At 69.8% G+C, this 11,834-nt stretch carries 14 protein-coding genes; 8 read left to right on the forward strand and 6 right to left on the reverse strand.

Annotation, left to right across the window (positions count from 1 at the left end):
• Positions 1–18: 18 nt before the first annotated feature.
• The 3 genes from ACN9MM_RS04880 to corA all read right to left on the reverse strand — a co-directional run bounded on the left by ACN9MM_RS04880 (position 19) and on the right by corA (position 2,532).
• Entirely contained in the window at positions 19–345 is a 327-nt protein-coding gene (locus tag ACN9MM_RS04880; protein ID WP_426362463.1) for a cupredoxin domain-containing protein, read from the reverse strand.
• A gap of 106 nt (positions 346–451) precedes the next feature.
• Entirely contained in the window at positions 452–1,315 is an 864-nt protein-coding gene (locus ACN9MM_RS04885; protein ID WP_426362464.1) for an FG-GAP repeat domain-containing protein, read from the reverse strand.
• A 134-nt stretch (positions 1,316–1,449) separates the two neighbouring features.
• Positions 1,450–2,532, reverse strand: coding sequence for a magnesium/cobalt transporter CorA (gene corA, locus ACN9MM_RS04890; RefSeq protein WP_426368675.1), 1,083 nt, complete (start codon positions 2,530–2,532; stop codon positions 1,450–1,452).
• A gap of 295 nt (positions 2,533–2,827) precedes the next feature.
• Here corA and ACN9MM_RS04895 point away from each other — a divergent pair, with 295 nt between their 5' ends.
• Entirely contained in the window at positions 2,828–3,496 is a 669-nt protein-coding gene (locus ACN9MM_RS04895; RefSeq protein WP_426362465.1) for a DUF4097 family beta strand repeat-containing protein, read from the forward strand.
• Here the strand turns inward: ACN9MM_RS04895 and ACN9MM_RS04900 are convergent.
• On the reverse strand, positions 3,477–4,523 hold the full coding sequence (locus ACN9MM_RS04900) for a molybdopterin-binding protein (RefSeq protein WP_426362466.1): 1,047 nt from the start codon (positions 4,521–4,523) through the stop codon (positions 3,477–3,479). The genes ACN9MM_RS04895 and ACN9MM_RS04900 overlap by 20 nt on opposite strands.
• 87 nt (positions 4,524–4,610) lie before the next feature.
• Here ACN9MM_RS04900 and ACN9MM_RS04905 point away from each other — a divergent pair, with 87 nt between their 5' ends.
• Positions 4,611–5,000: a VOC family protein gene (locus tag ACN9MM_RS04905; protein WP_426362467.1), complete on the forward strand. Its 390-nt coding sequence runs from the start codon at positions 4,611–4,613 to the stop codon at positions 4,998–5,000.
• Positions 5,001–5,061: 61 nt separating this feature from the next.
• On the opposite strand, the gene ACN9MM_RS04910 is transcribed toward ACN9MM_RS04905, so the two are convergent.
• Positions 5,062–5,481, reverse strand: coding sequence for a TOBE domain-containing protein (locus ACN9MM_RS04910; RefSeq protein ID WP_426362468.1), 420 nt, complete (start codon positions 5,479–5,481; stop codon positions 5,062–5,064).
• A 370-nt stretch (positions 5,482–5,851) separates the two neighbouring features.
• Here ACN9MM_RS04910 and ACN9MM_RS04915 point away from each other — a divergent pair, with 370 nt between their 5' ends.
• Positions 5,852–6,001 (forward strand): hypothetical protein, encoded by a 150-nt coding sequence (locus ACN9MM_RS04915; RefSeq protein ID WP_426362469.1) that lies wholly within the window; start codon positions 5,852–5,854, stop codon positions 5,999–6,001.
• Positions 6,002–6,062: 61 nt separating this feature from the next.
• On the opposite strand, the gene ACN9MM_RS04920 is transcribed toward ACN9MM_RS04915, so the two are convergent.
• On the reverse strand, positions 6,063–6,569 hold the full coding sequence (locus ACN9MM_RS04920; protein WP_426362470.1) for a MarR family winged helix-turn-helix transcriptional regulator: 507 nt from the start codon (positions 6,567–6,569) through the stop codon (positions 6,063–6,065).
• A gap of 116 nt (positions 6,570–6,685) precedes the next feature.
• On the opposite strand from ACN9MM_RS04920, the gene ACN9MM_RS04925 reads away from it, so the two are divergent.
• The 5 genes from ACN9MM_RS04925 to ACN9MM_RS04945 all read left to right on the forward strand — a co-directional run bounded on the left by ACN9MM_RS04925 (position 6,686) and on the right by ACN9MM_RS04945 (position 11,817).
• Complete coding sequence (locus ACN9MM_RS04925; protein WP_426362471.1) at positions 6,686–7,279, forward strand: malonic semialdehyde reductase; 594 nt, start codon at positions 6,686–6,688, stop codon at positions 7,277–7,279.
• Positions 7,280–7,388: 109 nt separating this feature from the next.
• The gene (locus ACN9MM_RS04930) at positions 7,389–8,627 is read left to right on the forward strand and encodes an MFS transporter (protein ID WP_426362472.1); all 1,239 of its coding nucleotides are present in this window, start codon (positions 7,389–7,391) and stop codon (positions 8,625–8,627) included.
• 325 nt (positions 8,628–8,952) lie between these two features.
• Entirely contained in the window at positions 8,953–9,615 is a 663-nt protein-coding gene (locus ACN9MM_RS04935; RefSeq protein ID WP_426362473.1) for a deoxynucleoside kinase, read from the forward strand.
• 218 nt (positions 9,616–9,833) lie between these two features.
• Positions 9,834–11,063: a hypothetical protein gene (locus ACN9MM_RS04940; protein ID WP_426368676.1), complete on the forward strand. Its 1,230-nt coding sequence runs from the start codon at positions 9,834–9,836 to the stop codon at positions 11,061–11,063.
• Entirely contained in the window at positions 11,047–11,817 is a 771-nt protein-coding gene (locus tag ACN9MM_RS04945; RefSeq protein ID WP_426362474.1) for a hypothetical protein, read from the forward strand. Before ACN9MM_RS04940 ends, ACN9MM_RS04945 begins: the two co-directional genes overlap by 17 nt.
• The last annotated feature ends 17 nt before the right edge of the window (positions 11,818–11,834 follow it).

Below are 11,834 nucleotides of genomic sequence, written 5' to 3' on the forward strand. Positions count from 1 at the left end.
GGGCTCATGGAGGTCTCCTCACGCGAAGTCGATGCCGCCGGTCTGCATGCCTTTGGCACAGGAGAAGCGCAGCTTCCCCGCCGTGGGCGTGCTGAGGTCGATGGCGGTGCCCCCGTTCTCCTTGACGATCTCCCGCACGCCCAGTGCCGGGATCGTGAAGGCGCGAGCACAGCCGCCCGAGTCCTTCCCGCGAAGAACCAGCTTGGTGGGAACCCCCGCCTCGGCGGCGAAGGCGGTCGTCCCGTAGAAGTCCGTCACCGTGAGGGTGATTACCTGCCTCCCCGAGGCGTCCGTCCGTACCGGAGCCTCCGACGCCGGACCGGGACCAGGCGGTCTCCGCCACATGCGCACAGACCGCGACCAGGAGTCGCGACAGAGGCGGTCACGACAGGGGGCGACCCCGGACCCGAAACGCCGGGAACGGGGCCGCCTCGCGCGAAGTGCTTTACTTCTAGAGGAGGTTGAACTCCTTCATGGAGGTCCCCTTGATCTGTACCGGCGCCGTGAACGGCCGCGCCGCGTCACCCGTTCCCGAGTACCGCAGCAGCTCGCCCGTCGTCTTCCGGGCCAGCAGGTCCACCTTGCCGTCGGCGTCGACGTCGCCGATCGACAACAGCCGGTCGTAGACGTTCCACCCGCCGCCGATCTTCGTACGGCCCGCGAAGGGCGCCTTGTAGTCACCCGTGCCCTTGTAGAGCCAGAGGACACCGGCCTTGTCGCGAGCGATGATGTCGGACCTGCCGTCACCGGTCAGATCGCCCTGGCCGGCCAGCTCGGTGTACTGACCCCAGCCGCCGCCGACCCGCGCGCGGGTGGTGAGGCGGCCGTCCGGGTAACCCAGGTAGCTCCACAGCACACCGGCCCTGTCGAGGCCGATCAGGTCGGCCTCCTCGGCTCCGCCGAGGGTGCCGGGCGAGAGGACCGTGCGGTAGATGTCCCAGCCCCGGCCGACGGTCTTCGTCGAGAGCCACGGGTTGCCGACCAAGCCGCGGAAGTCCAGCCGGCCGTTCTTGTGGAGGAGCCACGTGCCGTAGCCGTACCCGCCGTCGTGGCTGTTGTCGACGGGGATGAGGTCGGCGAGGTCCGAGTGATCGACCCCGTCGCCGCCGTCGGTGAAGAGGAGCGGTCCTCGGCTGTACCACTCCCACAGCTCGTGGGTCTGCTTGTGGACGCCGAACAGGTGGAAGGCGGGCGTCGCCACCACCGGGTCGGTGGCCGGGGCGGCGACGGCGGAGGCAGCGCCGGTGGTGGTCGTCACCACGACGGCGGTGGCGACGAGCGCCGCCCTCAGCCCGGGCCTGCGTCGTTCGAACATGATCGGGTTCCCCCCTGCGTCTGTTTCGTTCTCACCCTTCCGACCAGCGAAAGCCCCCCAGGGTTGTCCGAAACCGCGCGCGTTTTTCTCTTCCCGACCGTCAGATCACCAGCACGATCCGGCCGGGCCGGGAGTCAGAGCCAGCCGTTGCGGCGGAAGCCCCGGTGGATGACGACGCAGGCGACGGCCATGACGCCGAGGACCAGGGGGTAGCCGTAGGCCCAGCGCAGCTCGGGCATGTGCTCGAAGTTCATGCCGTAGACCCCGCAGACCATCGTCGGGACCGCGACGATCGCGGCCCACGCGGTGATCTTCCGCATGTCCTCGTTCTGCGCGACGGTCACCTGCGCGAGGTGGGCCTGGAGGATCGAGTCGAGGAGCGTGTCGTACGAGGCGACCTGCTCGGTGACCCGTGCCAGGTGGTCGGCCACGTCACGGAAGTACGCGCGTATCCCCGCCGCGACCATCGGCACCGGTTCGACCGCGAGGCGCTGGAGGGGACGGCCCAGCGGTGTCACGGCCCGCTTGAGTTCGAGGAGTTCGCGCTTGAGCTGGTAGATCCGGCCGACGTCACCGCGGTGGCCCTGCTCGGAGAAGACCGCGGTCTCGATGGCGTCGAGGTCGTCCTGTACGGCGTCGGCGACGGCGAGGTAGTCGTCGACGACATGGTCCGCGATCGCGTGCAGCACCGCCGAGGGCCCCTTCGCCAGCTGCTCGGGCTCCGATTCCAGGGCCTCGCGGAGCGGGCCGAGCGAGCCGTGCCCTCCGTGGCGGATGGTGATGACGAAGTCGGGCCCGGTGAAGGCCATCAGCTCGCCCGTGTCCACGACTTCGCTCGACGCGGTGAGCTCCTCGTGCTCCACGTACCGCACCGTCTTGAAGACGGCGAACAGCACGTCGTCGTACTGCTCCAGCTTCGGCCGCTGGTGGGCGTGGACGGCGTCCTCCACCGCGAGCGGGTGCAGCCCGAACAGTTCGGCCAGCCCCGCGAACTCCTTCTCCTCCGGTTCGTGCAGACCGATCCACACGAACCCGTCACCCGACGTGCGGACGCGCCGTACGGCCTCCTCGACGGACCGGACCCCGTCCTGGAGGACACCGTCCCGGTAGACCACGCAGTTGACCACCGCGCTGCCGAGCGGCGACCGTGCCGGGTGGCTGAGGTCCACGGCACGCCGGTACGTCCGGCGGACGGCGCTGCGGAGGCGGTGAATCATCGACACGGGGTACTCCTTCGGCGGACGGCGAGCCAGTCTGCCAGCAATCCGCTCCGCGACGACAGGGACCCCCGAGCACTCCGCGGATGACGTCCACTCTCATCCATTGCAACGCAATGCGGAGGGTCTCGTTGCGTTAGATTCGGAACCATTGCAATGAAATCACGTATGTGACCTGCGGAGATGCTGATTTCACGCAACGACACGCTTGCCGGAAGCTCGAACGCAACGTAGCTTTTCCCTCATCGGAAAGAGCGCGGCGGACAACCGCCCGCCACCACCAAGGAGAAGCACCGTGCAAAAGTTCGACACCGCCGCCGCCATCGTCACCACCCTCGCCGTCCCCGCCGGACGCATCCGGATCGTCGCCACCGACCGCACCGACACCACCGTCGACATCCAGCCCGCCGACTCCTCCAAGAGCCGCGACGTCAACACCGCCCAGCGCACCGACGTCACCTACACCGACGGCGTCCTGCGCATCGAGGTCCCCAAGACGAAGAACAACCTCCTCGGCGACAACCTCGGCTCCATCGAGGTCACCGTCCAGCTGCCCGCCGGCTCCCGCGTCGAGGCCCAGGCCGCCGCCACCGAGATCCGCACCGCCGGACGCCTCGGCGACGTCACCTTCCAGGGCGCCTACGGGGAGATCGTCATCGACGAGGCCGCGAACCTGACCCTGACCGCCACCGACGGCGACATCGAGATCGGCCGCCTGACCGGCTCCGCCGACATCACCACCGCGCGCGGCGACATCCGCATCGCCGAGGCCACTCGCGGCACGCTCGCCCTGACCACCCAGAAGGGCGACATCACCATCGCCGCCGCCACCGGCGTCTCCGCCACCCTCGACGCCGGCACCGCCTACGGCCGCGTCACCAACTCCCTGAAGAACGACGGCACTCCCGCCCTGAACATCCGCGCCACCACCTCCTACGGCGACATCACCGCCCGCAGCCTGTAACCCACCCCGTCCGACGGGCAGCACCCCCAGCCGCCGCCCGAGCCCGGCCCCGGACGGCCAGGTAGGGAAGCGGCGGGAGGGGGCGTCCCGACAGGCCGGCGGTCAGGGGGCCGAGCAGGGTACGGGCGGCGACCAGGGCCGCGTACGGATGGCCCGGAAGTCCCACCAGTCGGCGACCGGTGGGGAGTCGGGCGAGCAGCATCGGGTGGCCGGGGCGGCAGGCGACGGCGTCGACGACCATGTGGGCCCCGGCGTCGGCGAGCAGCCGGCGGAGCCGGTCGGTGTCTCCGACGGAGGTCGAGCCGGTGACCACGACGACCTCGGTGTCGCGGCACACGCGCACGGCCGCGGCGAGGCCGTCCTCCGGCAGGTCCGGTCCGTGGCTCGACGACACCGTCTCGCCGCCGAGTTCGGCGACGAGGGCGGGGAGCGGCGGGCCCAGCGCGTCGCGGACCCGACCGGCCCCGGGGACACCCGAGAAGTCGGGTTCGTCGCCGCTGACCAGCAGGCCGGCACGGGGGCGTGGACGGACGGGGAGGCTGTCGTGGCCGCAGGCGGCGGCAAGTCCGATCCGTGCCGGGCCGACGCGCGTTCCGGCCGGAGCGAGTCGGTCGCCGGCCGCCGCGCCCTCGCCCGTACGCCGGATGTGCCGGCCTTCCGCCCGCGCGGGTCCGCACATGCGGCCGTCGGCGAACATCGCCAGCTCCTTGGGCAGGACCGTGACCGCCCCGGCCGGAACGCGGGTTCCGGTGGAGATCTCCACGCCGTCACCCGGCGCCGGCTCTCCCCGCCAGGCCGTCCCGGCCCGTGCGACGCCCCGCACCCTCCACGGCCCGGGGCCGCACACGGCGAAGCCGTCCATGGCCGCCGTGTCGAACGCCGGATGGGGCAGGAGGGTACGCAGGTCCTCGGCGAGCGTCGGTCCCGCCGCCTCCCGCAGCGGGACGCACCGGCTCCCACCACGCGAGGCTCCGGTGAGGACCGCGCCGCATCGCGTCGGCTCCTGTCGAATCCCTGTGCGGACCACGGCGGCTAGAATTCAAGACGACATCGCGTGCCGGTCGCCGTCCGGGTGAGGCATGGAGGTGTCAGGAGATGCCCGTGGAGGCATTCCTTGCCCGTCGAGTTGAACCACACGATCGTCCACGCCCGGGACAACCGGGAGTCGGCGGAGTTCTTCGCGGACCTGCTGGGACTTGAGATCACCGCGGAGTGGGGCCCGTTCATCGCAGTCGTCCTGAGCAATGGGGTCACGCTGGATTTCGCCACGATCCCCGCCGACCGGATCACGCCGCAGCACTACGCCTTCCTGGTCTCCGAGGAGGAGTTCGACGCGGCGTACGCGAAGATCAGGCAGCGCGGCATCGAGCACTACGCCGATCCCCATAGGAAGCATCCCGGCGCGATCAACCACAACGACGGTGGCCGCGGCGTGTACTTCATGGACCCGGCGGGTCACGCCATGGAACTCATCACCGTGCCGTACGGCGGCTGGACGTCGTAAGACCGCCGTCGAGGGCCGCACCTCCGCGCGGGGTGCGGCCCTCGACGCGTCCGACGCGTGATCAGGCGGAAGCGAGGGAGATCTCGGTCGACTTGATCAGGGCGACGACGGAGGTGCCGGCGTCCAGGCCGAGGTCCTCCACGGCGTCCTTGGTGATCGCGGCGGTCAGCTCTCCGCCCGCGACGGAGACCTTCACCGAGCCCATGGCGCCACCGGTCGACACCTCGGTGACGGAGCCGGGGAGCTGGTTGCGGATCGAGATGCCCTCCACGGGGCCGGTCGCGAGGGCGACCTCGGTGGACTTCACCAGGGCCTTCACCGCGGAACCCTCGGCCAGGCCAAGGTCCTTGACGGCGTCGGCGGTGATGGCGGCGGTGATGTCCTGACCGCCGTCCAGGCGCACCTTCACGGACGCCATGGCCTCGCCCGCGGTGACGGCGGTGACGGTGCCGGGAAACTGGTTGCGGATGGACAGGGTCATGGAACACGCCTCACAGAGCCGGAACGAGCAGTCGTCACTTCTGTGACCTGCCTACGGCCGACGCTACCGGAGAGGAATTTCCTCCTCTCTGCGCACATCGCATCCACCAGCCGAATGGACGCATTCCCCTCGCGGATTCCGCTCGCGCATTCCGCTTCCCCGAGGTCTGAGGCCGGGAGCGCGTCCTCGGACTCTTGGACGATTCAGCGGGCCCGCGCGGGCCGCGAGCGTCCGTTTTCCGTGTCCGCGTCCAGTCGCCCCGGCGACGGGGGGCCGGTTGACTGCATCGCACCGGCTCGGCGCGGCGGAGTGGCTCTCACCGCGACGTACAGCCGGCCAGGAGGCCCCTGCGCACCGCTCGCGGTGTGCGGTGCGCATAGGGGCCCCTCCGGCGCTCCGCGAACAGGGCAGCGTCGGCGCACCGAACGCCGTCCCGCTGCTCTTCCACCCTCCGGCCGCGCCCGACGCGCCGCCCGCAACAACCGTGCCCTTCCTGGCCCGGGCCGCCCTCCACGGCTGAGCGGGACAGGCGGGAGGAACGGGAGAAGCGGCCAGGTGAACGGCGTCTCGGCCGCGTCACGTCACTCGATGGCCGTGTCGCCGAGGGTCTCCAGCACGTGCCTCAGGCCCTCGGCGGCCTTGTCGACCTGGTCGCGGTCCACGTCGGCGAGCAGCTGTGCGTAGTTCGCGAGGTGGTCGGCGAAGGCGGCCCGGGTGACCTCGTGCCCGTGCTCGGTGAGGCGGATCTTGATGGTGCGACGGTCGTCGCCGTCCCGGACGCGCTCGACCAGACCCTTGGCCTCCATCTTGTCGATGCGGTTGGTGATCGCGCCGGAGGTCACCATGGACGCCTTGATGAAGGCGCCCGCGGTGAGCGTGTAGGGCGGCCCGGAGCGCTGCAGCGTGGTGAGCACGTCGAACTCGCCGTGCTCCACGCCGTGTGCGGCGGCCGCGGCCTTGGCGGACTTGTCGATCACCCGGGCCAGCCGCTGGATCCGCCCGAAGAGCTGTACCGGCCAGAGGTCCTCCACCACGTCGGGGCGCTCCTTGGCCCACTGCCCGATGATCGCGTCCACGGCATCGCTCATCGCCGCACTCCTCTCAATGGACATCTTCTCAACGTTAAGACACTTGACGTTGAGAGAGTCGAGCTGCTTTTATCTCAACGTTGAGATTATCAAGGCTGAACGACAGGAGCACACCGATGTCCGAGCTCGCCCTCCACCCCGCCGCGCAGGACCTCCTCTTCCGCGAGGCCCGCACCGCCAACACCTTCACCGCCGAGCCGGTGACCGAGGACCAGGTCCGGGCGATCCACGACCTCGTCAAGTACGCGCCGACCGCCTACAACCAGTCACCGCTGCGGGTGATCCTGGTCCGCTCCCACGAGGCCCGCGAGCGGCTCGTGGACCTCATGGACGAGGGGAACCGCCGCAAGACGGCGGCCGCGCCGCTGATCGCGATCCTCGCCGCCGACAACGAGTTCCACGAGAAGCTCCCCGCACTCCTCCCGCACTTCCCCCAGGCCAAGGACCTCCTCTTCGCCGAGCGTCCGGTCCGCGAGGAGTCCGCCTTCCTCAACGCCACGCTCCAGGCGGCGTACTTCATCCTGGGTGTGCGCGCGGCGGGGCTGGCCGCAGGGCCGATGACCGGGTTCGACTTCGCGGGCGTACAGAAGGAACTCCTGGACGACGACCACACGCCCCTGATGATCGTCAACATCGGCCGCCCCGGACCGGACGCCTGGTACCCGCGCTCGCCGCGGCTGGACTACGACGAGGTCGTCACCACCGTCTGAGCGGCTGAGCGGCCGCACGCCCCGCTTGAACCGCCGGTCCACCGGGACCCCCCCCAGCCCCCAGCCCTCCATCCCTCCACGCCGCCCCTCCCGCCTTCCGGAGCCTGCCATGTCCCTGCTTGCCCGCCGCCTCCCCCGCCCCGCCTCGGAGGCACCGGCCCCCGCCGCCGCGTCCCCTCGTCAAGTCCCTGCCGCGTGGCTGGCGTTGCTGGCCACTCCGGTCGCCGCGAGCGCCAACAGCCCGGTCCTGATCCTTCCCGACATGGCCGGCTCGCTCGGCATCCGTACGGCCACGGCGACCTGGCTCGTCACGGTCTTCGCCTGGGCCATGGCCGTCGGCACCCCGCTGATGGCGGGCCTGCTGCGCCGCCGCGGCCTGGGCGTCACGCTCCGGCTCAGCACGGCCCTGATCGTGGCCGGCACCGCCGTGGTCGCCGTGACGCCCTGGCTGCCGCTGGCCATGGCGGGCCGGGCCGCCCAGGCGGCGGGCGGCGCGGGCCTGATCACCGCGGCGATGAGCCTGGCGGGCTCGGTCCGCCGCATGGGGGTGATCACGGCGGGCTTCGGAACGCTGGGCGCGGTCGGACCGCTGCTCGGTTCTGCCATAGCGGGTGCGGCGTCCTGGCGGGCCTCCCTCGCCGTCGGGGCCGTCGCCCTCCTGGCCGTGCCGGCGGTCATGCGCCGCGCCGACCTGTCCGTGCCCCGTCAGAGCACCCCTTTCGACGGCCGGGGTGCCGCCCTGCTGGTCCTGACGGCGACGGCCCTGGTGCTCGTCCCCCGCTACCCGCTGCCCGCGGTGGCCGCGTCGCTGCTGGCGGCCGCGCTCCTGGCCCTGCACGTCCGGTCCCACCCCACCGGCTTCGTCCCCCTGACCCTGCTGCGCACCCGGGCCTTCGTCCTGTCCGCCCTGCTCGCCTGCACCTTCGCGACCTCGTACTTCACGCTGCTCTTCACCGTCCCGCAGCTGCTGCGCGACCGTACCGACTGGTCGACGTCCACGATCGGCACCGGTCAGCTGGTCGCTCTCCTGGCGGGTTCCGCGCTCTCCATGGTGCTGGCCGCCGCCTCGGCCGGGCTGGGCCGCCCGCGCGTCCTGACGATCCTGCTCACGGTCGGAGCACTGGCCCCGCTCACCGCCGTCCTGACCCCCTGGGCGCCGCTGCTCCTGCTCGTCGCGACGCTGGCCGTCTTCACGACGAGCGCGGGCCAGGCCACGCTCGCGGTCTACGCCACCCAGGCGGCGCCGGCGGCGCAGCGCCCCACGGCGATCGGCCTGTTCAACCTCTGCTACCAGCTGGGCGGTGCCTTCGGCCCGGCGATCGCAGCCCTGATCACGCTGGGCGCCTGATCACCTCGGGCGCCGCAGACTCCGGGCGGCGGACCCGCGGGGTGAGGGCCCCGCGGAGGTGCGTCCGCAGGCGTGAGTCCACAGCGCGAATCGTCATCTAAAATTCATGGCGGTCACGGGGCTACATCCTGTCGCCGCGCGCCGCTGGAAACGCGGACGCCGGTCGAGGAGAGCGGACTGGTCCACGGCAGGGTCTCCGTCCCAGGACTCCATGACGTTGATCACGACCTCCCTGGGGAATCGCGCGACCACTGACGGGCGTCTCAGTGGTGCGGGAGGCCCGGCCCCCGTCCACGTACAGAAGACCCCCAGGGAGAAGTGAGGTATGCCGGTGATCTGCGTCGGTGGCATGATCGGGATCGGCAAGACGAGCGTGGCCGAACTGCTCGCCAAGGAGCTGGGCAGCGCGGTCTTCTACGAGAGCGTGGACGACAACCCGATCCTTCCGCTGTTCTACTCGTCGAGCCCCGAGGAGATCCAGGCGAAGCGCTACCCCTTCCTGCTCCAGCTCTACTTCCTGCAGACGCGATTCGCCTCGATCAAGGAGGCGTACAAGCAGGGCGACAACGTGCTCGACCGGTCCATCTACGAGGACTGGTACTTCGCCAAGGTCAATCACGACCTGGGCCGGATCAGCTCCCTCGAGATGCGGGTGTACGAGGGGCTGCTCGACGAGATGATGCGCGAGATCGACGGCCTGCCGTACCGCAAGGCGCCCGATCTCATGGTCTACCTCAAGGCGGACTTCGAGACGGTGCTGCACCGCATCGGGCTGCGGGGACGCGACTTCGAGCAGGACGAGGGCCTCGTCGACTACTACCGGACCCTGTGGTCCGGCTACGACGACTGGGTGCACAAGCACTACTCGGCCAGTGAGGTCCTCGTCGTGGACATGAACCACACGGACATCGTGAACAACCCCGAGGACGCGGCCCGCGTGGCGCAGGAGGTCAAGGACGCCCTGGCGGCGACCCGGCGCCGCGCCTGACTCCGCGCCGCAGCGGGTCCGACGCCGGGCGTGCGGCACCAGGGCCACGCCACGGCGGAACCCCGTTGCCCGCCGCGGAGCCCCCGTGAGAGCATCAAGGTCCAACGGTCCGTCTCCTTTCGTTTACGCTTCACGACGCAAATGAAAGGGTGCGGGCCTTTGCCGTTTCCACGGCTCTGAGCAATCCATCGAGATCTGCGAATGACAGGCACCTTTTGATGCACACAACCGAGCTGACAGAAGCCCGCCTCGAGGATGCCGGCACCATCCTGGTCGCGCCGTCGACGCTGCGGGACGACGACGTGATCAGGGACTTCTTCGGGTCCACGATCACGCCGGAGGACCTCGCCTCCGGTTCGCACGACCTCGCGGGGAGGACTGTCTACCTGTGTGGCGACATATCCGCGCTCAGCGACCGCCAACTGCGCCAGGCGTCCCGGGTGTTCGTCATCCGGGAGCTTTCCCACGGATACCGCGAGGACGCCGACGCATCCTGGACTCCCGTCGGCCTCGGTCGAGTTCCCGTGCGTGTGCACGGCGTCGGCGTCTACTACCGCCGGTTCTTCGAGCTCGGCGCCGGTCACTTCGGACGGATCCGGGCGGAACACGAGTTCCAGTCCCTGACGGAGTCCACCAAGCCCGGAACGGCCCATCGCACCGGAATCTATCTGACACCCGTCACACGAGACGGCGACGCGCTGCATTTCCGTCTGCTCCGGTGCTCCACAAACCTCTCGGGACCTACGGAGAGTTTCGGCCCGACGGACACGCGCATCGTCGAGGATCTGAACCGCGAGGCCGCCGCCGTCTTCCGGAACCAGGCACCGCTCAATCACGTGCTGGCCCAGATCTACCACAACACCCTTGCCACGGCCGAGCGCAAGCAGTCCAAGGCCAGGATCTCGTCCCATGCCGACAAGACCAAGGACATGCCCGTCAACGGCGTCATGGCCTTCTGCACCTTCTACGACCGGCTCGACGAGCTGGAACCCCTGGCCGATGACGCCTTCGACTACGGCGTGAAGGGGGTCAGCGGGCTGACCAGACTCCACTTCCGACTGAAGGATGCGCCCGAGGAACGCGACGGAGTCACACTCCCCCCTCAGTTCACCGTGACGCTCCACCCCGGCTCGGTCTTCTTCATGCCGCTGTCCACCAACCGCCTGTACACGCACGAGATCCGGCCGTCGGCGTTGGACGCGGAGTCGCTTCCGACCCGCCTGGGATACGTCGTGCGCTGTTCGAGCACCGAAGCCGTGCACGAGGACGGCCAGACGTTCCTCAAGGCGGCCGGAGATCTGGTGAAGCTGGAGCCACCCACCGCGGACGGCATGGACGAGCTGCGCAGGTTGTACGCCGAGGAGAACCGGTCCACGTCCTTCATCGACTACGGCGACCGATTCCGCTTCAGCATGAACACGGGAGACTACGTTGCCCCCCGGGTCTGAGATCTCGAACCGGATCCTCGCGTACACCCTGCCGACGGAGGAGAACCTCTTCGCGGAGCTGTCCGCGTCGGCTCGCTTCGAGGACGTGGGAAAGGGCCGCCGGGGCACCACGCTCACCAGGGTCGACGAGACGGGTGGGGTGCCTCTCGTCCGCACGACCACGCGATACGGCAGTCCGGCGCAGCGCTTCCGCCCGGTACACGACCGGCTGGCGCGCCGCGTCGAAGAGGTCGCAGCGCTCACGACCGGCTTCAACAACGCCCTCATCGAGACCTACACCGACGCGTACACCACCATGGGCAGCCATTCCGACCAGGCTCTCGACCTGGCCGACGAGTCGTTCATCGCCGTCTTCTCCTGCTACGAACGTCCCGAGGCGAGCCCGCCGAGGAAGCTGATCGTCGAATCGAAGGAACCCGGTGACGAGAGGTTCGAGATCCCTCTCACTCACCACGGCATCGTCCTGTTCTCCGTCGAGTCGAATCGACGCCTCAAGCACAGAATCGTCCTGGACACGCCCGCTCCGAGGGCGGACAACACATGGTTGGGCGTGACCTTCCGAACGTCGAAGACCGTCGTCCGATATCGCGACGGCCAGGCCTACCTCCCGCAGGGCGCACTCCTGACGGCGGCCGACGAGGAGCAGAGCCGCGAGTTCTACCGACTGAGGCGCCGCGAGAACAACGAGACGGACTTCACCTACCCCCCGCTCACGTACACGATCAGCGAGAGCGACCTGACGCCACCCGTCTGACCTTGGGGGCGTCCGTC

It is taken from the genome of Streptomyces sp. E-08 (assembly GCF_049913095.1).
GTDB lineage: Bacteria > Actinomycetota > Actinomycetes > Streptomycetales > Streptomycetaceae > Streptomyces.

What these genes read in the sequence shown, in the direction of transcription:
- ACN9MM_RS04880 (WP_426362463.1), bottom strand. Translation starts at nt 345, where the DNA reads ATGTGGCGGAGACCGCCTGGTCCCGGTCCGGCGTCGGAGGCTCCGGTA.
- ACN9MM_RS04885 (WP_426362464.1), bottom strand. Translation starts at nt 1,315, where the DNA reads ATGTTCGAACGACGCAGGCCCGGGCTGAGGGCGGCGCTCGTCGCCACC.
- corA (WP_426368675.1), bottom strand. Translation starts at nt 2,532, where the DNA reads ATGATTCACCGCCTCCGCAGCGCCGTCCGCCGGACGTACCGGCGTGCC.
- ACN9MM_RS04910 (WP_426362468.1), bottom strand. Translation starts at nt 5,481, where the DNA reads ATGACCCTGTCCATCCGCAACCAGTTTCCCGGCACCGTCACCGCCGTC.
- ACN9MM_RS04920 (WP_426362470.1), bottom strand. Translation starts at nt 6,569, where the DNA reads ATGAGCGATGCCGTGGACGCGATCATCGGGCAGTGGGCCAAGGAGCGC.
- ACN9MM_RS04925 (WP_426362471.1), top strand. Translation starts at nt 6,686, where the DNA reads ATGTCCGAGCTCGCCCTCCACCCCGCCGCGCAGGACCTCCTCTTCCGC.
- ACN9MM_RS04930 (WP_426362472.1), top strand. Translation starts at nt 7,389, where the DNA reads ATGTCCCTGCTTGCCCGCCGCCTCCCCCGCCCCGCCTCGGAGGCACCG.
- ACN9MM_RS04935 (WP_426362473.1), top strand. Translation starts at nt 8,953, where the DNA reads ATGCCGGTGATCTGCGTCGGTGGCATGATCGGGATCGGCAAGACGAGC.
- ACN9MM_RS04940 (WP_426368676.1), top strand. Translation starts at nt 9,834, where the DNA reads ATGCACACAACCGAGCTGACAGAAGCCCGCCTCGAGGATGCCGGCACC.